Here is a 22,081-nt window from a genome sequence, read left to right on the forward strand (position 1 = left end):
GGGCGGGCGCCTGGGCCCTGGTCCGGCCGGCTCAGGACACGATGTCCTTGCGGGCGAAGGCCCGGAAGGCGAGCGCGAACAGCACCAGGGCATAGGAGACGGACACAGCGGTGCCCTTCACCATGCCGCCCCACTCCAACTGCGGCTGGAGGGCGTCGATCCACGCGAACTGCCAGTGCGCGGGGAGGATCTCCCGCCAGTCGCCCAGTGCGGTGACCGCGTCCAGCACATTGCCGACGATCGTCAGCCCGACCGCTCCGCCGACCGCGCCCAGCGGGGCGTCGGTCTTGGTGGAGAGCCAGAACGCCAGTCCGGCGGTGACCAGTTGAGAGAGGCAGATGAAGAGAACGACGAGCCCCAGCCGTGGCAGGGTGTCGGCGGCGTCCAGGGAGCCGCCGGTGGGCAGCTTCAGCGGACCCCAGCCATAGGCGACGGTCCCGACGGCCAGGGCGATCACCGGCAGCAGCACGATCGCCGCCGCGCTGAAGCCGAGGGCCACGGCGAGCTTGGACCAGAGCAGCCTGGCCCGGGGTACGGGTGCGGCCAGCAGATAGCGGAGGGAGGACCAGCCCGCCTCGGAGGCAACGGTGTCCCCGTGGAACAGCGCCACCGGGATCACCAGCAGAAAGCCCGCCGAGACAAAGAGACAGGTGGCCGCGAAGTTGGCGCTCGACGCGGTGGCGGTGTCCATCAGCGTGATCCGGTCGTTCTCACCGCCGTCCGGACTGCCTCCGATGGCGAAAGCGGCCACGAGGATCAGCGGCAGTGCGGCGAGCACCGCCGCCATCACCATCGTCCGCCGGCGCTTCAGCTGGCGTACCGCCTCGACGCGCAGCGGCAGGGTGCTCCGGGGCCGGTAGCCGGGCGCCGCCGCGGTGGACGGGGCGAGGCCGCTCATGCGGACCCTCCGATCAGGGTGAGGAAGGCGTCTTCGAGGCGGCGGTAGGGGCCGGCTCCGGTCAGCGGCACATCCAGTCGGACGAGTTCGGCGATCAGCTCGTTCGAGGTGGCACCGGCGAGCCGGACGAGGAGCCCCTCGTCGACGCGGTGGGCCGACCCGATGCCCGGGAGGGCACCGATCTTGTCGACGACCGGATCGGGCAGCGGCACCGCGGTGGTGACGAGGAGGGTGTCACTGCCACCGGTGATCTCGGAGACCGGACCGGCCTGCACCAGCCGGCCCCGGTCCATGACCACCAGATGGGTACACGACTGCTCCACCTCGGAGAGGAGGTGACTGGAGACGATCACCGTGCGGCCACCGGCCGCGTACCGGATCATCACCTCGCGCATTTCGCGGATCTGCGGCGGGTCGAGACCGTTGGTCGGCTCGTCGAGGATCAGCAGATCCGGGAGGCCGAGCATGGCCTGGGCGATGGCGAGCCGCTGGCGCATGCCCTGGGAGTACGTGCGCACCGCGCGGGCCAGGGCATCACCGAGGCCCGCGATCTCCAGTGCCTCTTCCAGATGGGCGTCTCCGGCGGGGCGTCCGGTGGCCTGCCAGTACAGCTCCAGGTTCTCCCGGCCCGACAGATGCGGGAGGAAGCCGGCTCCTTCGACGAAGGCGCCGACCCGGGAGAGTACGGGCGCGCCGGGGCGGATGGCGTGGCCGAAGACCCTGATCTCGCCCTCGTCGGGGCGGATGAGGCCCATCAGCATCCGGAGGGTGGTGGTCTTGCCGGCGCCGTTCGGCCCGAGCAGACCGAGTACCTGGCCCTTCTCGACCCGGAAGGAGAGTTCCCGTACGGCATAGCGGTCGGCCGCTCCGGCGTACCGCTTGGTGAGGCCGGTGATCTCCAGCGGCACATCGGCGAGGGCGGGGTCGGGTGCGGGCGCCGCGGTACGGCGGCGGGCGGTGAGCAGCAGGCCCGCGGCGATCAGGGCGGCCGCGGCCGGCAGGCCCCAGGTCCACCAGGGCAGACCCGCGGCCTGGGTGCGGATACCGGGCGCGGTCGGGACGATCAGGGTGCCCGCGGTCGCGGCTGCCTTGCCGGTGCCGGTGCCCGCCGCGGTCGCCTTGCCGGTCCCGGTCGCGCTCCCGGCCGCCTGACCGGTCGGTGCCCCGGTCCCGGCCGTGTTGCCGGTGCCGGAGGCGGATTCGGCGCCCGTGCCAGGTCCGGTCTCGGTGCCGGTGCCGGTGCCGGTGAGGGCGACGGTGTAGGTGGCGGGGGCGGTCGGGGAGGCGTAGCCGAGGTCGGTGGCGGAGAGCACCAGCCGCAGCCGGTGCCCGGCGTCGACCCGGTGGTCCACGGCGGGGAGGGTCAGGCGGACCTCCTTGCCCCGCTCGGCGCCCTCGACCCGGACGGGAGCGACCAGCTGGGCGGGGAGGACCTGGCTGCGGCCGTCGGGCCCGACGTCGTACACCTTGCCGAAGAGGACGGCCTCCCCCGTGGAGGACGTGACCCGGAGCCGGACGACGGGCGATCCGGTGATCTGGAGGGCCCGGTCCAGCGGCGCCGATTCGAAGCGGGCGCGCTGTCCGGGGAAGTCGAGACCGAGACCGATGCCGAAGGAGGAGAACTGGCCCAGTCCCCCGCTCAGTCCGGGGACGGCCGAAATGGCGGGCGGGGTGCCGCCCGCAGGATTGCCGAAGGTCTGGGGCCGTCCGGAGAGCGTGACCGGGCGCGCTCCCGCGGCGAGTCCGGGGTAGCTGTCCGCGGTCGCCCCGCGCAGCCGGGCGGCGCCGTCGGTGGAGTCGAGCCCGCCGGTGCGGCTGACCCGGAACGCGGGCCCGGTCCCCGCGCCCTTGTCGTCCTTCAGATAGTGGTCGAACCAGGAGGTGACGCGCTGTCCGATCCGGTCGCTCTCGGAGTCGCCGCCGTCGTGGCCGCCGCTGATCCAGTCGACGGCGACGGGGGCGCCGTTGGCCCGGATCTGGCGGGCCATGGCATCGGCCTGGCCGAGGGGGAAGAGGGAGTCGGACTGTCCCTGGACGACAAGGGTCGGAACGGTGATCCGCTTGCCGACGGCGGACGGGCTGCGGGCCTCCAGCAGCTGCCGGGCCGCGGCGTCGGGCTGCCCGGAGACCGCGACCCGCTCGTACATGGCGCACAGCTCCGGCTGGAACCGTCCGCAGCCCGCGGCGGCGGGGCCGCTCCCGCCCGGCGGGCGCCCCGGGGCGTCCGTATCGGGCACGGGCGCAGTGCCCGGTGCCGTCGCGGATCCGGTGGAGAAGAAGATCCCGGCCCACAGCTTCTTGAAGACGCCGCCGGGGAAGAGGGAGTCCGCAAGGTTCCAGTAGGTGATCGCGGGCGCGATGGCGTCGACCCGGCGGTCGTACCCGGCGGCCAGCAGGGCGACCGCACCGCCGTACGACGCACCGGCGACACCCACCCGGGGGTCGCCCGCCGCGTCCTTCCGGACCTCGGGGCGCGCCGCCAGCCAGTCGAGGAGCCGAGAGACGTCCTTCACCTCGTGGGCGGGGTCGTTGAGCCCGATCCGCCCGGTCGACTTCCCGAACCCCCGGGCGGACCAGGTGAGCACGGCGTAGCCGTCCCGGGCCAACCCCTCCGCCTGCTTCCTGACGTCGTCCTTGCTGCCGCCGAAACCATGGCCGAGCAGCACGGCGGGCCGGGGGGCGTCCCGGTCCCCGGCGACGAAGTAGGAGGTGTCGATCTGGGCCCCGGGCATCGGCCGCATCGCGTCCTCGCGGTGCACGGCCGGTCCCGGATCGTCGGCGGCGACCGCCCAGGTGCCCCCGCCCGCGAGGGCGACGAGGGCCGTGGCGCCCGCGAGCCACCGGCCGCGCGAGCGAGGCCGGGGAAGTCGGATCTTCATGGGAAAACCCTAAGGCGGACCGGCCGCGCCCGACCGGCGACCCCAGGGGGAATCCCGCGCACTCCCCCGGAGGTAGCCGCCGCCCGCCCCGTACACCGCCCGTGGTACGCGCCCGGAGGATCACCCCTGATGACAGCAACCCGGCGACCTTACCCACCCGCTGGTGCACCATGCGGCACGGCAGCACTCCTGCACCCCGGGAGCACCGGTGGTGCGACCGGATCCCGGTGAAGTGCCGTACGACCGTGGACAGATGCATCCAGCAGGTCTTCCGCAGGCTCTGCGACGACGTCCGGGAGCTGCTGTCCGGGCGGCCCCGATGGGGAACTGCGCGCCCGGGAGCAGCGGTCGTCGACATCAGCAGGGGCCGGGATCAGTGGTTGCGGGGGAATCCCAGGTCGACGCCCGCGTGCGGCTCCGAGGGGTCGGGCCAGCGGGTCGTGACGACCTTGCCGCGGGTGTAGAAGTGCACGCCGTCGTTGCCGTAGATGTGGTGGTCGCCGAAGAGGGAGTCCTTCCAGCCGCCGAAGGAGTGGTAGCCGACGGGGACCGGGATCGGGACGTTCACGCCGACCATGCCGGCTTCGGCCTCCAGCTGGAAGCGGCGGGCCGCGCCGCCGTCCCGGGTGAAGATCGCGGTGCCGTTGCCGTACGGCGAGGCGTTGATCAGCGCCACGCCCTCCTCGTACGTCGCGACCCGCAGCACGCAGAGCACCGGGCCGAAGATCTCGTCGCGGTAGGCGTCGGAGGCGGTGGAGACCCGGTCGAGGAGGGAGAGCCCGATCCAGTGCCCGTTCTCGTAGCCTTCGACCGTGTAGCCGGTGCCGTCGAGGACGACCTCGGCGCCCTGGGCCGCCGCCCCGGTCACATAGGAGGCGACCTTGTCGCGGTGGGCGCGGGTGATCAGGGGGCCCATTTCGGACGCGGGGTCCGTACCGGGGCCGATGGTGATCTTCGCGGCGCGCTCGCGGATCTTCTCCACGAGGTCGTCGGCGACGGAGTCGAGGGCGACGACGGCGGAGATCGCCATGCACCGTTCGCCCGCGGAGCCGTACGCCGCCGAGACCGCGGCGTCGGCGGCCGCGTCCAGATCCGCGTCGGGCAGGACCAGCATGTGGTTCTTGGCGCCGCCGAGCGCCTGGACGCGCTTGCCGTTGGCGGACGCGGTGGTGTGGATATAGCGGGCGATGGGGGTGGAGCCGACGAAGGAGACCGCGGCCACATCGGGGTGCTCCAGCAGCGCGTCCACCGCGACCTTGTCGCCGTGGACCACATTGAGCACACCGTCGGGCAGCCCCGCCTCCGAGGCCAGCTCGGCGAGGAAGTTCGCGGCCGAGGGGTCCTTCTCACTGGGCTTCAGGACGAAGGTGTTCCCGCAGGCGACGGCGAGCGGGAACATCCACATCGGCACCATCGCCGGGAAGTTGAACGGGGTGATACCCGCGACGACCCCCAGCGGCTGGCGGATCGCGGCGACATCGACCCGGCTGGAGACCTGGGTCGACAGCTCGCCCTTGAGCTGGGTGGTGATCCCGCAGGCCAGTTCGACGATCTCCAGTCCGCGCGCCACCTCTCCGAGCGCGTCCGAGTGCACCTTGCCGTGTTCGGCGGTGATCAGCGCCGCGATGTCGTCACGGCGGGCGTCCAGCAGCGCCCGGTAGCGGAAGAGGACCGCGGTCCGCGCCGCCAGCGACGAGGTGCCCCAGCTCCGAAACGCCTCCTTGGCCGTGGCGACGGCGGCCCCGACCTCGTCGGCCGAGGCCAGCGCCACCCTGGTGGTCACGGCACCGGTCGCGGGGTCCGTGACCTCGCCCCAGTTGCCGGACGCGCCTTCGACGGTCTTGCCACCGATCCAGTGGTTGACGGTCTTCGTCATCGCGAGAGGCTCCTTCACAAGCTGCGGACGTTCCGGCGGAGGGCCGGGCGGGGGTCACCGGGCGGACCGGGCGGCAGGCGCCGCCGGATCACAGATGGCGGCGCCGGGCGGCGATCCGCCGTTCGTACTCCTCCCGCGCCCTGATCGCGGAGGGACGGGTCGCCGTCTCCGCCACAGGAACATCCCACCACGCCTGCGCCGGGGGCGCGCCCGACACAGTGTCTGCCGTTTCGGTCTCCACGTAGACACCTGTGGGCACGTCCGACCAGCGGGCTTCGGCCAGGGCTTCCCGCAGGTCACGTACGGTACGGGCGCGGATCACCCGGAGGCCGAGGGAGGCCGCGTTGGCCGCCAGGTCGACCGGGAGCGGGCCGCCCGTGTACGTACCGTCGGCCGCGCGGTGCCGGTAGGCCGTACCGAACCGCTCGGCGCCGACGGATTCCGAAAGGCCGCCGATCGACGCATAGCCGTGGTTCTGAAGGATGATCACCTTGATCGGGACGTTCTCCTGGACGGCGGTGACGATCTCGGTGGGGTTCATCAGATACGTACCGTCGCCGACGAGGGCCCAGACGGGCCGCCCGGGGGCCGCCAGTGCGACGCCGATGGCGGCGGGGATCTCGTAGCCCATGCAGGAGTAGCCGTACTCCACGTGGTACTGGTCGGCGGAGCGCGCCCGCCAGAGCTTGTGCAGATCGCCGGGGAGCGAACCGGCCGCGTTGATCAGGATGTCGTCCCCGGTGACCAGCGCGTCCAGGGCGCCGAGCACCTGGGGCTGGGTGGGGCGCGCGCCGGAATCGGCGGGGGTGTACGCGCCGTCCACCAAGCGCTCCCAGTCCGCTTTGCGCTCCCCGTAGCCGCTGGCGTACGCCTCCGGGACCCGGTGTCCGCCGGCCGCCGCCAGCGCGTCCGTCAGCTCCTCCAGTCCGGCCCGCGCATCCGCGACGACCGAGAGCCCGGCCAGCTTGTGGGCGTCGAAGGAGGTCACATTGATATTGAGGAAACGGACGGCCGGATTCTGGAAGAGGGTGGAGGAGGCGGTGGTGAAATCGGACCAGCGGGTACCGACGCCGATGACGAGATCGGCGGTACGGGCCAGTTCATCGGCCGTCGCGGTACCGGTATGGCCGATTCCGCCCACCTCGCAGGGGTGGTCGTACGGCAGTGCGCCCTTCCCCGCCTGGGTGGTGGCGACGGGGATCCCGGTGGCGTCGGCGAAGGTGCGCAGGGCCTCCTCCGCCTCGGAGTGGTGGACGCCGCCGCCCGCGACGAGCAGCGGCCGGCGGGCCGCCGCAACCGTGTGCGCGGCCTCCGCGAGGGCCCGGCGGTCGGGGCGCGGACGGGCCACCCGCCAGACGCGTTCGGCGAGGAACTCCTCCGGCCAGTCGTACGCCTCCGCCTGGACGTCCTGGGGCAGCGCCAGCGTCACGGCACCGGTTTCGGCGGGGTCGGCAAGGACCCGGACGGCCGCCAGCGCAGCCGGAATCAGTGCCTCCGGGCGGGTGATCCGGTCGAACCACCGGGAGACGGGCCGCAGCGCATCGTTGACCGACACATCACCCGCGTACGGGACTTCGAGCTGCTGGAGCACCGGATCGGCGGGCCGGCCGGCGAAGGTGTCACCGGGCAGCAGCAGGACCGGCAGCCGGTTGACCGTGGCGAGCGCGGCGCCGGTGACGAGATTGGTGGCACCCGGGCCGATGGAGGTGGTGACGGCGTGCGCGGAGAGCCTGCGCGACTGGCGGGCGTAGCCGACGGCGGCATGGACCATGGCCTGTTCGTTACGGCCCTGGTAGTACGGCATCGGGGCGTCCGGTCCGGTCCCGGATTCGACCAGCGCCTGGCCGATCCCGGCCACGTTGCCGTGGCCGAAGATGCCCCAGGTGGCGGCGATCAGCCGGTGGCGGCGGCCGTCGCGCTCGGTGTACTGGCGGCTGAGAAAGGCGACGAGCGCCTGGGCGACGGTGAGCCGGGTGGTCATCGGTGTCCTTCCTCGGGGGCGGAGGGTGCCGCCGTGGCGGGCGGGGGCGCGGGGCGCGGGGCCGGATTCGGATTCGGATTCGGATTCGGGCCGGGGTTCGGGGTGGGGCTCGGGCCCGCCGGGCCCGGATCAGGGCCGGGGTTCGGACCCGCCGGGCCCGGCGGAGCCCCGTACAGCGGCAGCCGGGCGTCCACGGGCCGCTCCGGCCAGGTGCCCCGGATCCACGCATGGTCCGGATGGTCGTAGATCAGCCACTCCCGCTCCGGATCCGGCCCCGCCATCACATTGAGGTAGTACATGGTCCGGCCGGGCGGGGCGATCGAAGGACCGTGCCAGCCGTCCGGGATCAGCACCGCGTCCCCGCCGCGGACTTCGGCCAGGACGTCCGTACCGCCGGGTCTGGACGGGGAGACCCGCTGATAGCCGAGGCCACCGCCGTCGATCTCGAAGTAGTAGATCTCCTCCAGGACGGATTCGGCGCCCGGCCGGTACTCGTCGTGTTTGTGCGGCGGGTAGGACGACCAGTTCCCGCCGGGGGTCAGCACCTCCACCGCGATCAGCCGGTCGCAGTCGAACACGCCCGCCGCCGCGAAGTTGTTGACCTGGCGCGAGCAGTTGCCCGTACCGCGCAGCTCGACCGGTACCTCCGGCGCGGGGCCGTAGCGAGCGGGGAGTCGTCGCTCGCACTTCGCTCCTGCCAAGGCGAAGCGGCCACCCGCACCGGAGGCGATCTGTGCCCGGGTGTCACGGGGGACGTACGCGAAGTCGGAGACCCCGCTGAACACGCTTTCCCGTCCCAGCAGTTCGAAAAACGCGCCGTCGGCGGTGACCGTGCAGCTTCCCGCCAACGGCAGCACGATCCACTCGGCATCACCGGTCGGGAAGGAGTGCGAGCCGCCCGGTGGGAGTTCCAGCACCCGGACGCCGGTGTGCTCCCAGCCCGGCCGGGCCGGGTCGCCGGGGTCGATCCGCAGGGCGTACGGCCCGTCGGCGGCGCTGCCCGCCGGAACGTACCGCTCCAAGGGCCGTCCGCCGGTCTCGTCGCTGGTCATCGCTCCGTACGCTCCCTCTCGATACCGTCGTGCCGTTGCCATTGCCGCCGGGCCGTTGCCATGGCCCCCGGGCCGTTGTCATGGCCGTCGCCGGGCCGTCAGCGGCAGCGCCCGCGATGCGCCCCGGATGCTGTCAGAGCAGGCCAACGGCCGTGTCGACGGCCTTGGCGACATCGCCGTCCACGGGATAGAGCAGCGAGCGCCCCACCACCAGCCCCTGCACGGTGGGCAGGCGCAGCGCCGTCCGCCATCTCTCGTACGCACCGTGCTGATCGTCCCCGATCTCGCCCCCCAGGATGACGGCGGGCAGGGTGGAGGTCTCCAGAACGGCCTCCATATCGGCGGGATCCTCGGTCACGGGGACCTTCAGCCAGGTGTACGCGGACGTTCCGGCCAGGCCCGAGGCGATGGCTATCGACCGGGTGACGGCCTCTGCGCCGAGGTCGTTGCGGAGCTTTCCGTCCACCCGGTGGCAGATGAACGGCTCCACAAAGACCGGAAGTCGATGCTCGGCCATCTCGTCGATGGTCCGTGCCGTGGTGTGGAGGGTGTCGAGCGACCCCGGGTCCTCGTAGTCGATGCGGAGCAGCAGCTTCCCCGCGTCGAACCCGAGCCGGACCAGATCGCGGGGGCGGTGGCCGGTGAAGCGGTCGTCGAGTTCGAAGGCGGCGCCCGCGAGGCCGCCGCGGTTCATGGAACCGATGACGATCCGGTCCTCAAGCGCGCCGAGGAGCAGCAGGTCGTCGAGGATGTCGGCGGTGGCGAGCACCCCGTCCACGCCGGGCCGCGAGAGCGCGAGACAGAGCCGCTCCAGCAGGTCGAGCCGGTTGGCCATGGCGAGCCGGCGGTCCCCGACGGCGAGGGCGCCCCGGGCGGGATGGTCGGCCGCGATGATCATCAGTCGGCCGGTCTCGCCGAGGAGCCGGGGCCGCCGGCTGCGGCGGGCCGCCGCTTCGGCCACGGCTTCGGGGTGGCGGCTGCGGATCCCGGTCAGTCCGGTCATGGCGACCCGGCTCATGACGGTGCCCCGGGGGCGGCGGTGCCGGGGAGGGCGGTGCCGCGGACGGACCCGGACGACGACTGCACGGCCTGCGACTGCACGGCCTGCGACCGCGCGGACGGCGGCTGCGCGGACGGCGGCGGGGTCCGTTCCGGCGGTACGGGGCCGCCCGCGAGGACCTGCTCGACCTCGTCCGCGTACGGCATCGCGCTGGAACAGGCGAGCCTGGCCGCCACGATCGCGCCCGCGGCGTTGGCGTACCGCATGACCTGCTCCAGCGGCAGTCCGGCGAGCAGTCCGTGGCAGAGCGCGCCGCCGAAGGCGTCCCCCGCGCCCAGACCGTTGACGACCTCGACGGGGACGGGCGGGACCTCGGCCCGGGTGCCGTCGCGGTGGAGCGCGAGTACCCCCTTCGGGCCCTGTTTGACCACGGCGAGTTCGGCTCCGGCGGCGAGCAGCGCCCGGGCGGCGGTCTCCGGATCGCGCTCCCCCGTGGCGATCTCGCACTCGTCGACGTTGCCGACGGCGACGGTCGCGAAGCCGAGGGCCTCCCGGTAGTAGGGGCGGGCCGCCTCCGGGTCCCGCCAGAACATCGGCCGCCAGTCGAGGTCGAGGACGGTGAGCCCGGCGCGGTCCCGGTGGGCGAGGGCCGCCTGGGTTGCGCCGCGGCTGGGCTCGGCGCTCAGACCGGTGCCGGTCACCCAGAAGACCCGGGCCCGCCGGATCTCCGCCAGATCCAGTTCCTCCGTGCGGATCTCCAGGTCGGGGGCCTTGGGCTGCCGGTAGAAGTAGAGCGGGAAGTCGTCCGGCGGGAAGATCTCGCAGAAGGTGACCGGGGTCGGATAGGCGGGGACGGGGGTGACCCAGCGGTCGTCGACGCCGAATTCGCGCAGGGCGCGGTGGAGGTACTCCCCGAAGGGGTCGCTGCCCGTGCGGGTGATCACGGCGGTACGGCGGCCCAGGCGGGCCGCGCCGACGGCCACGTTGCTCGCGGAGCCGCCGAGGAACTTCCCGAAGGTATCGGCCTCGGCCAGCGGGACACCGGTCCGCAGCGGGTACAGGTCCACGCCGATCCGGCCCATGGTGATCACGTCGTACGGCGGCGGGTCGTCCGGCTGAGGCGGCATGCGCGTCCCTTCGGTCCTGCGGTTCAGCGCCCGGTCCCCGGAGCTGTGAGCCGGTGCGCACAGGTCCGGATGCGCACAGGTCTAATAGCCGGTGCGGACCCTGTCAATATTTTGTCCTGACATTCGGACGAAGGCTTGACACCCTTTCGGGGCGGCCGGAATGCTCTCGGGCATGACCAGCCCCGGCGCTCCCTTGAATCGCATCCGGATCGGCTCGGCCCCCGACTCCTGGGGCGTGTGGTTTCCCGACGACTCCCGGCAGGTCCCGTGGCGGCGCTTCCTCGACGAGGTCGCCGAAGCGGGGTACGAGTGGATCGAACTGGGCCCGTACGGCTATCTGCCCTCCGATCCGGCGGTACTGGCCGCCGAGACCGGGCGCCGGGGCCTGAAGGTGTCGGCGGGGACCGTCTTCACTGGGCTCCACCACGGCCCCGCCGTCTGGGACGAGACCTGGGCGCACGTTTCGGACATTGCCGCGCTGACGGAGGCGATGGGCGCCCGTCATCTGGTGGTCATCCCGTCCTTCTGGCGGGACGACAAGACGGGGAAGGTGCTGGAGGACAGCACGCTGACGGCGGAACAGTGGCGCGATCTGACCCGTCAGACCGAACGGCTCGGGCGGGAGGTCCGTGAGCGGTACGGGCTGGAGATCGTCGTCCATCCCCATGCCGACACCCATATCGACGGCGAGGAGAACGTGGCCCGGTTCCTAGACGCCACCGACCCCGGGCTGGTCTCCCTCTGCCTCGACACCGGGCACTACGCCTACTGCGGCGGCGACAGCGTGAAACTCATCGAGACCTACGGGGAGCGGATCGGCTACCTCCATCTGAAGCAGGTCGATCCGGAAGTACTGGCCGGGGTGGTGGCGGAAGAGGTGCCGTTCGGGCCCGCGGTCGCGCGGGGGGTGATGTGCGAGCCGCCCGGCGGGGTGCCGGCGCTGGAGCCGGTCCTGGCCGCCGCGCAGGCGCTCGGCATCGAGCTGTTCGCCATCGTCGAACAGGACATGTATCCGTGCCCGCCGGACAAGCCGTTCCCGATCGCCGAGCGGACCCGGCGCTTCCTGCGCTCCTGCGGAGCCTGAGGCCCTACCGCTCCGGCGGGGGCGTGCGGGGTACGGACCCGGGCGTTCCGCCCATGGGGGGCGCACAGTTGCCCGGCGGGGCGCATGAGCCGGGGTGCGCGACCGGAGTGCGGATCCGGCCGGACCGGCGCACGACCGCCCGGGGCGATTTATACCGATGATCAGAGATATCTCCATTACGCGGGTCTTCCGTCACAGGTGATCAACACCGCGGCACTTCCCCTCCCGCGGCGGGGTCCGCGAGGACAGGCTCGGTGCTCGCCAAGCGCATCCGCCGCAGGTCCTTCGCGGTCCCCCCACCACGACTGCGGCGCCCGCAAGGAGGTGTCTCACAGATGTCGGACAGAAGGCTCTGGTCGTACAAGGAGATCGCCGCACACATCCAGGTGCAGCCGGATACCGTCCGCTCCTACCGCAAGCACGGACATCTGCCGCCGCCCGATCTGGTCGAGGGCGGGAAGCCTTACTGGTACGCGGACACCATCCGCACCTGGGTGGCCAACCGTCCGGGCAACAACCGCGGCCGCCGCTGACCCAACCCATGGCCCGGTCCCGGCGTCCCGCACCCCCAGGAGGGGTGCGGGACGCTCCCGTAACGCCTCGGTACGCCCCGCCCCCGCCCCTGGTCGCCCCAGGGCCCCGCCGGGACGCCTCGCCGCCGGGAGCGACCTCCGGGCCGGCGCCCGGCAGCCCCGAGGTGCGGCAGCCGCGAGGTGCGGCAGGTCCGGAGCCCGGAGCCCCCGGGGACGCGGCGAATCCGGTTGTCCGGGACCCGGAAGAATCCCGAGAATGCGGCTTATGCCCAACACCAACGGCACCACTGACACTGCCGACACCACCCGCACCACCGGTCTCACCGGCTTCTCCCTCAAACCCACCCTTCACGGCGAGAAGGTGACGCTCCGCCCCTTCACCGAGGCGGATGTGCCCGTGATGACCGCGATCCTCGACGACCCCGAAGTCCTGCGGTTCACCGGATCCGCGGACGACACCTCCGGGTCCGACGCCGCGGATCCGCAGGCGACGGCCGCCCTGCACACCTGGTACACCAGCCGCAACGACCAGCACGACCGGCTCGACCTCGCGGTCGTGGACCGGACGAGCGGCCGGGTCGTCGGAAAAGTCGTGCTCCACGAATGGGATCAAGCGAACCGAAACTGCCGCTTCCGCACCCTGATCGGGCCAGAGGGCCGGGGCCGCGGACTGGGCACCGAAGCCACGCGTCTGATCGTGGACCACGGCTTCGAGCACATCGGCCTCCACCGCATCGCCCTCAGCGTCTTCGCCTTCAACCCCCGGGCCCGGCGGGTCTACGAGAAGGTGGGCTTTGTCGCGGAGGGCGTCGAGCGGGAGGTGCTGCGCCACGGGGACGAGTGGGTGGACGCCACGGCGATGTCGGTCCTGGCCCATGAGTGGCGGGCGCTGCACGGGCTCTGACGGGACACCGGGCCCGTCCCGGCGGCGCCGGAGTTCCGGTCGGCAACACGCACCAGAAGATTCCATACCCCCTAGGGGTATAGTATGGTGTGGAGCACGGGCCACGGGATCACCATCCGTCCCGGCCCGCCCGCAATGCGCCCCCCGACGCCCACGAGGAGAACGCCATGAGCACCCAGTCCGACATCGAGATCATCGAGACGGCCCCCGCATCGAGCTGCTGCGGCGGAAGCTCCTGCGGCACGGGCGCGGCCGAGGCCGGGACCGAGGGCGCCGTCACCACCGTCTACCAGGTGAAGGGCATGACCTGCGGCCACTGCGAGGGGGCGATCTCGGAGGAGATCTCCGCCATCGCGGGCGTCACCTCCGTGACGGCGGTCGCCGCCACGGGCCTGGTCACCGTCGTCTCGGAGGCCCCGCTCGACGAGACCGCCGTACGCGACGCCGTGGACGAGGCGGGTTACGAGCTGGTCGGCACCGCCTGAGCCGGGGCAAGCCCTTTCCGGGCCGTACGGGACCGTTTCTTCGCGGACGGCCCGTGCGGCCCGTCCGCGCGACCGGGCCACTCGGGGACATCCTGGGCGGGCCCGCGCCCTCCCGCGGGCGGTATCAGCGACATTCCGGACACGTACGAACGTGATCCGCCTCTCACCGGAAGATGCTTCCGGACCCGCGAGAGAGCGCTTTCCAGGGGCGGGCGATCACCGTCCCGGCAGCAGCTTTCCCGGCATTCCCCCTGCTCACCACCGTGATCCACCATTTCGGGCGATCGCACCCACGCCACCCGAGGCAATCAGCCACCCACCCGTCAACGGCCGTCCGGCAGCTACATGTGAGGCACAAGACCTTCACAAAGAGACCTAGATCACAGATATTGAGGGGTAACCATTGAGGCCCTCCAAGGGTCTAAATGGACGATGCCAGGAACGTCTTGGGGGACGTTCATGGGATGTCTTGGGGGACATCTCAGGCAAGCGTTGGCCGGGGCACGTGCCCGGGGAGCTTTGAGCGGCCCTCCCGTGCGTACGTACCCCGGCATACCGCATGAGCAGTAGCTGCGGTCGCAGACACCCGGCCGGATCCCGTGGGGGGAATCCGCTCCGGGGATATGGGAAGCGCCCCGCTCGCCGACCCGTGGGGGGATCGGCGGTGGGGCGCTTTCCGCTTGCTGCGGCTCGGTCAGCGGGCCTCGACGGGGACGAAGTCGCGGAGGACCTCACCCGTGTAGATCTGCCGCGGGCGACCGATACGGGAGCCGGGCTCCTTGATCATCTCGTGCCACTGGGCGATCCAGCCGGGCAGCCGGCCGAGCGCGAAGAGCACGGTGAACATCTCGGTCGGGAAGCCCATGGCCCGGTAGATCAGGCCGGTGTAGAAGTCGACGTTCGGGTAGAGCTTGCGCTCGACGAAGTAGTCGTCGGCCAGCGCGTGCTCCTCCAGCTTGAGGGCGATGTCCAGCAGCTCGTCGGACTTGCCGAGCGCGGAGAGGACATCGTGCGCCGCCGCCTTGATGATCTTCGCCCGGGGGTCGAAGTTCTTGTAGACGCGGTGCCCGAAGCCCATGAGCTTCACGCCGTCTTCCTTGTTCTTCACCTTGCGGATGAAGGAGTCGACGTCGCCGCCCGCCGCCTGGATGCCCTCCAGCATCTCCAGCACCGACTGGTTGGCACCGCCGTGCAGCGGGCCCCAGAGCGCGGAGATACCGGCCGAGATCGACGCGAACATATTCGCCTGCGAGGAACCCACCAGGCGGACCGTGGAGGTCGAACAGTTCTGCTCGTGGTCGGCGTGGAGGATGAGCAGCTTGTCCAGGGCGGCGACCACGACCGGGTCCAGGTCGTACTCCTGGGCGGGGACCGAGAAGGTCATCCGCAGGAAGTTCTCCACATACCCCAGGTCGTTGCGCGGGTAGACGAAGGGGTGGCCGATCGACTTCTTGTAGGCGTACGCCGCGATCGTCGGCAGCTTGGCGAGCAGCCGGATCGTGGAGAGGTGGCGCTGCTTCTCGTCGAACGGGTTGTGGCTGTCCTGGTAGAACGTGGACAGGGCGCTGACCACGGAGGACAGCATCGCCATCGGATGGGCGTCGCGCGGGAAACCGTCGAAGAACCGCTTGACGTCCTCGTGCAGCAGCGTGTGCTGGGTGATCTCGTTCTTGAAGGCGGCCAGCTCGTCAACGGTGGGCAGCTCACCGTTGATGAGCAGATAGGCCACCTCGACGAAGGTGGAGCTCTCGGCCAGCTGCTCGATGGGGTAACCGCGGTAGCGCAGAATGCCCTGCTCGCCGTCGAGGTAGGTGATCGCGGATTTGTACGCGGCCGTATTGCCGTAGCCGCTGTCCAGGGTCACGAGGCCCGTCTGGGCCCGGAGCTTCCCGATGTCGAAGCCCTTGTCACCGACGGTGCTCTCGACCACCGGGTAGGTGTATTCACCGTCCGCGTACCGCAGTACTACAGAGTTGTCGCTCACGTCATCCCTCACCGACGTAGTGCCTCTTCTTCGAGGTGCCCTGACTGTCTCTACCATCCCCCATTTGGCGCATGAGAGTGCACTCGGGGTCGACCTTTGGGCCTATTGGCGGCACTCAGTGCCGCCAACCTGCTCATCCTGCCCCGTTCGCCCGATTTCCGGAAGTCGGGGTGTCGATTCCCACCCCCGCGGGGTCGCGGCTCCCCCGGGCGGAGGAGCGTGCCGAGCGTCAGCCCCGCGAGAGCCGGTGGTCGAGGGCGGTGCAGCGTCTGCCCGCGGAAACGGTCCGCACGGCCTGCCCTATCGCCCGGCGGGAGCCGACCAGCACCACCAGCTTCTTCGCCCGGGTGACCGCCGTATAGAGCAGGTTCCGCTGGAGCATCATCCAGGCGCCGGTGGTGACCGGGATCACCACCGCGGGGTACTCGCTGCCCTGGGAGCGGTGGATGGTCACCGCATAGGCATGGGCCAGTTCGTCCAGTTCATCGAAGTCGTAGACCACTTCTTCGTCCTCATCGGTGACGATCGTCAGCTTCTGGTCGTCGACGTTCAGAGCGGTGACCACGCCGACCGTGCCGTTGAAGATCCCGTTCCGGCCCTTGTCGTAGTTGTTACGGATCTGGGTGACCTTGTCACCGACCCGGAAGACCCGGCCGCCGAAGCGCTTCTCGGCCAGGTCGGGACGGGCGGGGGTAATCGCCTGCTGTAGCAGCCCGTTGAGGACCCCGGCGCCCGCGGGGCCCCGGTGCATCGGGGCGAGGACCTGCACGTCCCGGCGGGGGTCGAGACCGAATTTGGCCGGAATCCTGCGGGCCGCCACATCGACGGCCAGCTTGCCCGCGTCCTCGGTCTCCTCCTCCACGAACAGAAAGAAATCGGAGAGACCGGTGGTGAGCGGCTGCTCACCCGAGTTGATGCGGTGGGCGTTGGTGACCACTCCGGACTGCTGCGCCTGGCGAAAGATCCGGGTCAGCCGGACATGGGGCACCGGGCCGCCGTCGGCGAGCAGATCCCGCAGCACCTCTCCGGCGCCCACGCTGGGCAGCTGGTCCACATCGCCCACCAGCAGCAGATGCGCCCCGGGCGCCACCGCCTTCACCAGCTTGTTGGCGAGCAGCAGGTCGAGCATCGAGGCCTCGTCGACCACGACGAGGTCGGCGTCGAGCGGCCGGTCCCGGTCGTACGCCGCGTCACCGCCGGGTTTCAGCTCCAGCAGCCGGTGGACGGTGGACGCCTCGGCGCCGGTCAGCTCGGCCAGCCGTTTGGCGGCACGGCCGGTGGGGGCGGCCAGCAGCACCTTGGCCTTCTTCGCCCGAGCCAGCTCCACCACGGAGCGGACGGTGAACGACTTGCCGCAGCCGGGCCCGCCCGTCAGCACCGCGACCCGGCTGGTCAGCGCGAGCCGTACGGCGGCCTCCTGTTCGGGCGCCAACTCGGCTCCCGTCCGCTTGGCCAGCCAGTCGAGGGCCTTGTCCCAGTCGACGTCCCCAAAGGCCGGCATCCGGTCCTCGGGGGTCCGCAGCAGCCGCAGCACCTGGGCGGCCAGGGACAGCTCGGCACGGTGGAACGGCACCAGATAGACGGCGGTGACCGGCTCGCCGCCCTCGGGACCGGGGACCTGCTCCCTGACCACCCCCTCCTCGTCGGCGGCCAGCTCGGCCAGGCACTCGATGACCAGGCCGGTATCGACCTGGAGCAGCTTCACGGCATCGGCGATCAGCCGTTCCTCGGGCAGGAAGCAGTGCCCCTGATCGGTGGATTGGGACAGGGCGTACTGCAGACCGGCCTTGACGCGCTCCGGGCTGTCGTGCGGGATCCCCACGGCCTGGGCGATCCGGTCGGCGGTGAGAAAGCCGATGCCCCAGACGTCGGCGGCGAGCCGGTAGGGCTGGTTCTTCACGACGGAGATCGACGCGTCCTCGTATTTCTTGTAGATGCGGACGGCGATGGAGGTGGAGACGCCGACGCCTTGGAGGAAGACCATGACCTCCTTGATGGCCTTCTGCTCCTCCCAGGCCGTGCCGATCAGCCTGGTCCGCTTGGGGCCGAGGCCGGGGACCTCGACAAGCCGGGCCGGCTCCTGCTCGATGATGTCGAGGGTGTCCGTACCGAAGTGGTCGACGATCCGCTCCGCGATCCGCGGCCCGATGCCCTTGATCAGGCCGGAGCCTAGATAGCGGCGGATGCCCTGGATCGTGGCAGGCAGGACCGTCGTGTAGTTCTCGACGGTGAACTGCTTGCCGTACTGCGGATGGGAGCCCCAGCGGCCCTCCATCCGCAGGGACTCGCCGGGCTGGGCGCCGAGCAGCGAGCCGACGACCGTGAGCAGGTCACCGGCGCCCCGGCCGGTGTCGACCCGGGCGACCGTGTAGCCGTTCTCCTCGTTGGCGTACGTGATCCGCTCCAGGACCCCTTCGAGGACAGCGAGATTGGACATGCCCCGACGCTACCGCCACGGTCCGACAGCGCGGGCGGCCTGTGGACAAGCGCGGGCAACCGCGGGCAAGCCCCGGAGGCCGCCTGTGGAAAACCCCGGGCCGTCCGCCGGCCCCGGCTACCGTGAAGGCGCGGGACCCGGACGGCACGGCGCGGCGGGGAGCCGGCCGCGCCGTGGCGGCCGGGTCCGGCCTCGCCGCCCTCGGCGCTCCCGCTCCCCCGTACCCTCCCCCGATTCCCTTGTTTCCCCGTTTCTCCTGTTTCGCCGTTTCTCCTGTTTCGCCGTTTCTTCCGTTTTGCCGTTTCTCCTGTTGTTCCCCGATTTCCCACGGGAGTGCCGATGCCTCGTACAACACGGGTTCGCCACCGAAGGTTGGACGGCGGTGGGCCGCGGCCGTCATGGACCTGCGACATGCTCGGTGAAGCGGGCCGCGGTCTCGGCGAGGACCTCGGCACCGTCCCGGCTCCACAGCCCCTCGTTGAACAGCTCGACCTCGATGGGGCCGCGGTAGCCCGCCGTGTCGACCGTCCGCCGCCAGTGCCGCAGATCGACGCAGCCGTCGCCGAGCTGCCCACGGCCGTTCAGCACTCCGTGGGGCAAAGGGGTGGTCCAGTCCGCGAGTTGGAAGGCGTGGATCCGCCCCGCCGTGCCCGCCCGTGCCACCTGCGCGGGCGCATGCTCGTCCCACCAGACGTGATAGGTGTCCACGACAACCCCCACCCGTTCGGGCGGAAAGCGTTCGGCGATATCGAGCGCCTGCCCCAGGGTGGAGACCACGCACCGGTCCGCCGCGAACATGGGGTGCAGCGGTTCGATCGCGAGCCGTACACCCGCGGCACCGGCGTACGGCACCAGTTCCGCCAGCGCATCCGCCACCCGCTCCCGGGCCCCGGCCAGATCGCGGCTGCCCGACGGCAGTCCGCCGGAGACCAGGACCAGGGTGTTCGTGCCCAGCGCCGCCGCCTCGTCGAGCGCGGTCCGGTTGTCGTCCAGCGCGCGGTTCCGCCCGGCGGAGTCCGCCGCGGTGAGGAAGCCGCCCCGGCACAGGCTGGTGACGGTCAGCCCCAGGTCCCGCATCAGCCCGGCCGCCGCCCGCACCCCGTAGGCCCGGACCGGTTCACGCCAGAGTCCGGCGCCCGGAATGCCCAGCCGGGCGCAGGCGTGGGCCAGTTCGGGCAGGGACAGCTGCCGTACGGTCATCTGGTTGATGCTGAGGCGGTGCCGGACCGCGCCGGCGCCGGGATTCTGGGGCACGGTTCAGGCTCCGGCAGGGGTGAGCAGGGACGCCATCCGGGCCGCGGCCGCCTCGGGGTCGGGGAAGAGCCCGAGGCGGGCGGCGAGTTCATGGGCGCGGGCGAGGTGGGCGAGCGGACGGGCGGTGTGGAGTCCGCCCGCCATGGTGAAGCGGCGCTGGTGCCCGGCCAGCCAGGCGAGGAAGACCACACCGGTCTTGTAGTGGCGGGTGGGCGGAGCGAAGAGGTGCCGGGCGAGTTCCACGGTCGGGTCGAGAACCGCCCGGAAGGCCTCAGGGCCGCGGTCGTCGAGGGCGCGCAGGGCCTCGGCGGCCAGCGGGGCCAGCGGGTCGAAGACCCCGAGCAGGGCATCGCTGTGGCCGTGTTCGTCGCCCGCGATCAGCTCCGGATAGTGGAAGTCGTCGCCCGTGTAGCACCGGACGCCCGGTGGAAGTCTGCGGCGCAGGGCGGCCTCGTGTGCGACGTCGAGCAGGGAGATCTTCACCCCGTCGACCTGGTGCGGCCGGGCCGCGACGACGGCGAGGAGCGTGTCGGTAGCGGTGGCGCGGTCGTCGCTCCCCCAGTAGCCGCCGAGCGCGGGGTCGAAGGCGGGCCCCAGCCAGTGGAGGATCACGGGGCTCCGGGCCTGCCGCAGCAGTTCCCCGTAGACATGCTGGTAGTCCTCCGGGGAGCGGGCCGTGGCCGCGAGGGCGCGGGACGCCAGCAGCACGGCCCGCGCGCCGTGCCGCTCGACATGGGCGAGCTGTTCCTCGTAGGCCGCGAGGACGTCGGGGAGCGTGGCCGGGCCGGTGAGCTGATCGGTTCCGGCGCCGCAGACCAGATCGCCGCCGACCGCACCGGCCTCGGCGGCGGTACGGCTGATCAGTTCGGCCGCGGCGGGCCAGTCGAGGCCCGCGCCGCGCTGGGCGGTGTCCATGGCCTCCGCGACGCCGAGGCCATGGGCCCACAGATGGCGGCGGAAGGCGAGGGTGGCGTCCCAGTCGACGGCCGTGGTGTTTCCGGTGGGGCCGGATGCGGCTGCCGGGGCAGCGACGATATGCGCGGCGGCGAAGAACCGGCGGGAGCACGGCCGATGCGGCGGAGACACGGCGAGGAGGCCCGCTCCGGTGGCCGGAGACCTGAGTGCGAGGCCGGATACGGATCCGGCGTCGGGGTCGGAGCCGGGGCCGGGGGGACGGTTGGCGGGGGCGGGGCGGGCACCGGTCACAGCGCCGGCTCCGGTACCGCGATACGGCGGCCTTCGGCCGACGAACGCAGTCCCAGCTCCGCGAGCTGCACACCGCGGGCGCCTGCCGCGAGGTCCCCTTGGTAGGGCTCCCCCAGGGCGACATGGCGCAGGAAAAGCTTCCACTGGGCCTTGAAGGCGTGCTCGAACGGCTGGTTGTCGGGGACCTCCTGCCACTGCTCGCGGAAGTTCCCGCTGCCCGGAAGATCCGGATTCCAGACCGGTCTCGGGGTGGCGGTGCGGTGCTGGATCCGGCAGTGGCGCAGCCCGGCGACGGCCGAGCCGTGGACGCCGTCGACCTGGAACTCCACCAGCTCGTCCCGGTTGACCCGGACTGCCCAGGAGGAGTTGAGCTGCGCCACGGCGCCCCCGTCGAGTTCGAAGACGGCGTAGACCGCGTCGTCGGCGGTGGCCGCATAGGGTTCGCCGCGCTCGTCCCAGCGGCGGGGGATATGGGTGGTGGCATGGGCCATGACGCTGGTGACCCGGCCGAAGAGGCTCTCCAGCAGATAGGACCAGTGGGGGAACATATCGACGGTGATCCCGCCGCCGTCCTCGCCGCGGTAGTTCCACGACGGGCGCTGCGCCGGCTGCCAGTCGCCCTCGAAGACCCAGTAGCCGAACTCGCCGCGCACGGAGAGGATCTCACCGAAGAATCCGCCGTCGACCAGCCGTTTGAGCTTTTGCAGCCCCGGGAGGAAGAGCTTGTCCTGGACCACGCCGTGGCGAATCCCGCTGCTCCGGGCCAGTCTTACCAGCTCCAGGGCTCCGTCGAGGCCGGTCGCCGTCGGCTTCTCCGTATAGACGTGCTTGCCCGCGGCGATGGCCCGGCCCAGGGCCTCGGCGCGGACGGCGGTGGCCTGGGCGTCGAAGTAGACGTCGACCGTGTCGTCGGCGAGCACGGCATCGAGGTCGGTGGCCCAGTAGGGCAGTTCATGGCGTTCGGCGATGGATCTCAGCGCCGGCTCGCGGCGGCCGACGAGAACGGGTTCCGGCCAGAGCGTACGGCCGTCCCCGAGGTCCAGGCCGCCTTCCTTCCGCAGTTCCAGCAGGGAGCGGACGAGGTGCTGCTGGTAGCCCATGCGCCCGGTGACGCCGTTCACTGCGATCCGCACGGTGCTGCGTGTCATACGGCCTCCGGATGCCGGGTTCGTCGCGGTGGTTCGGACCGGGCCCGGTACCGGCCGGTCGCCGCCGCGGGCCCGTCGGTCGGCGCGCCGTGCCACGAGCGGCAACTGATCGGACGGATGGGTTCCGGTCCGCTGCCACTCCATGCCGTCGGCTTAGTAAGCGCTTTCCCAAGGGCGTGACGCTAGCCTGCCGCAAGCGGCCCGGACAAGGGGCCACGACCCAACTCCCCCCA

The 22,081-nt window shown here is 71.7% G+C and carries 16 protein-coding genes; 4 read left to right on the top strand and 12 right to left on the bottom strand.

The window, feature by feature from the left end; all coding sequences use genetic code 11:
* Positions 1-31: 31 nt before the first annotated feature.
* The 7 genes from ACIQ9E_RS15275 to iolC all read right to left on the bottom strand — a co-directional run bounded on the left by ACIQ9E_RS15275 (position 32) and on the right by iolC (position 10,813).
* Positions 32-898 (bottom strand): ABC transporter permease, encoded by an 867-nt coding sequence (locus ACIQ9E_RS15275; RefSeq protein ID WP_403706997.1) that lies wholly within the window; start codon positions 896-898, stop codon positions 32-34.
* Positions 895-3,777, bottom strand: a complete 2,883-nt coding sequence (locus tag ACIQ9E_RS15280; protein ID WP_403706998.1) for an alpha/beta fold hydrolase — start codon at positions 3,775-3,777, stop codon at positions 895-897. The genes ACIQ9E_RS15275 and ACIQ9E_RS15280 overlap by 4 nt, the downstream gene beginning before the upstream one ends.
* 373 nt (positions 3,778-4,150) lie before the next feature.
* Positions 4,151-5,653 (bottom strand): CoA-acylating methylmalonate-semialdehyde dehydrogenase, encoded by a 1,503-nt coding sequence (locus ACIQ9E_RS15285; RefSeq protein ID WP_403707000.1) that lies wholly within the window; start codon positions 5,651-5,653, stop codon positions 4,151-4,153.
* Positions 5,654-5,741: 88 nt separating this feature from the next.
* A complete protein-coding gene (gene iolD / locus ACIQ9E_RS15290) occupies positions 5,742-7,634 on the bottom strand; it encodes a 3D-(3,5/4)-trihydroxycyclohexane-1,2-dione acylhydrolase (decyclizing) (RefSeq protein WP_403707002.1) in 1,893 nt (630 codons plus the stop codon).
* The gene (gene iolB / locus ACIQ9E_RS15295; RefSeq protein WP_403707004.1) at positions 7,631-8,686 is read right to left on the bottom strand and encodes a 5-deoxy-glucuronate isomerase; all 1,056 of its coding nucleotides are present in this window, start codon (positions 8,684-8,686) and stop codon (positions 7,631-7,633) included. Before iolB ends, iolD begins: the two co-directional genes overlap by 4 nt.
* 133 nt (positions 8,687-8,819) lie before the next feature.
* Positions 8,820-9,704, bottom strand: a complete 885-nt coding sequence (locus tag ACIQ9E_RS15300; protein WP_403707006.1) for a deoxyribose-phosphate aldolase — start codon at positions 9,702-9,704, stop codon at positions 8,820-8,822.
* On the bottom strand, positions 9,701-10,813 hold the full coding sequence (gene iolC, locus ACIQ9E_RS15305) for a 5-dehydro-2-deoxygluconokinase (RefSeq protein ID WP_403707008.1): 1,113 nt from the start codon (positions 10,811-10,813) through the stop codon (positions 9,701-9,703). The genes ACIQ9E_RS15300 and iolC overlap by 4 nt, the downstream gene beginning before the upstream one ends.
* A 172-nt stretch (positions 10,814-10,985) precedes the next feature.
* Here iolC and ACIQ9E_RS15310 point away from each other — a divergent pair, with 172 nt between their 5' ends.
* The 4 genes from ACIQ9E_RS15310 to ACIQ9E_RS15325 all read left to right on the top strand — a co-directional run bounded on the left by ACIQ9E_RS15310 (position 10,986) and on the right by ACIQ9E_RS15325 (position 13,819).
* Positions 10,986-11,897: a sugar phosphate isomerase/epimerase family protein gene (locus ACIQ9E_RS15310; RefSeq protein WP_403707010.1), complete on the top strand. Its 912-nt coding sequence runs from the start codon at positions 10,986-10,988 to the stop codon at positions 11,895-11,897.
* A 335-nt stretch (positions 11,898-12,232) separates the two neighbouring features.
* The gene (locus ACIQ9E_RS15315; RefSeq protein ID WP_006349210.1) at positions 12,233-12,430 is read left to right on the top strand and encodes an AlpA family transcriptional regulator; all 198 of its coding nucleotides are present in this window, start codon (positions 12,233-12,235) and stop codon (positions 12,428-12,430) included.
* 265 nt (positions 12,431-12,695) lie between these two features.
* On the top strand, positions 12,696-13,334 hold the full coding sequence (locus ACIQ9E_RS15320) for a GNAT family N-acetyltransferase (RefSeq protein ID WP_403707013.1): 639 nt from the start codon (positions 12,696-12,698) through the stop codon (positions 13,332-13,334).
* A gap of 167 nt (positions 13,335-13,501) precedes the next feature.
* Positions 13,502-13,819: a heavy-metal-associated domain-containing protein gene (locus tag ACIQ9E_RS15325; protein WP_403707015.1), complete on the top strand. Its 318-nt coding sequence runs from the start codon at positions 13,502-13,504 to the stop codon at positions 13,817-13,819.
* 694 nt (positions 13,820-14,513) lie between these two features.
* Here the strand turns inward: ACIQ9E_RS15325 and ACIQ9E_RS15330 are convergent.
* From ACIQ9E_RS15330 to ACIQ9E_RS15350, 5 genes are all read right to left on the bottom strand, one after another.
* Complete coding sequence (locus tag ACIQ9E_RS15330) at positions 14,514-15,803, bottom strand: citrate synthase (RefSeq protein WP_403707017.1); 1,290 nt, start codon at positions 15,801-15,803, stop codon at positions 14,514-14,516.
* A 229-nt stretch (positions 15,804-16,032) separates the two neighbouring features.
* Positions 16,033-18,240 (bottom strand): ATP-dependent RecD-like DNA helicase, encoded by a 2,208-nt coding sequence (locus tag ACIQ9E_RS15335; RefSeq protein WP_403707019.1) that lies wholly within the window; start codon positions 18,238-18,240, stop codon positions 16,033-16,035.
* 396 nt (positions 18,241-18,636) lie between these two features.
* Positions 18,637-19,440 (bottom strand): sugar phosphate isomerase/epimerase family protein, encoded by an 804-nt coding sequence (locus tag ACIQ9E_RS15340; RefSeq protein ID WP_403707404.1) that lies wholly within the window; start codon positions 19,438-19,440, stop codon positions 18,637-18,639.
* A 57-nt stretch (positions 19,441-19,497) separates the two neighbouring features.
* On the bottom strand, positions 19,498-20,580 hold the full coding sequence (locus ACIQ9E_RS15345; protein WP_403707022.1) for a DUF993 family protein: 1,083 nt from the start codon (positions 20,578-20,580) through the stop codon (positions 19,498-19,500).
* A 116-nt stretch (positions 20,581-20,696) separates the two neighbouring features.
* Positions 20,697-21,848 carry a Gfo/Idh/MocA family protein gene (locus ACIQ9E_RS15350; RefSeq protein ID WP_403707025.1) on the bottom strand — a complete coding sequence of 384 codons (1,152 nt, stop codon included), beginning with the start codon at positions 21,846-21,848 and terminating at the stop codon, positions 20,697-20,699.
* Positions 21,849-22,081 lie beyond the last annotated feature (233 nt).

The sequence above is a fragment of the Streptomyces sp. NPDC094448 genome (assembly GCF_044763775.1).
Taxonomy (GTDB): Bacteria; Actinomycetota; Actinomycetes; order Streptomycetales; family Streptomycetaceae; genus Streptomyces.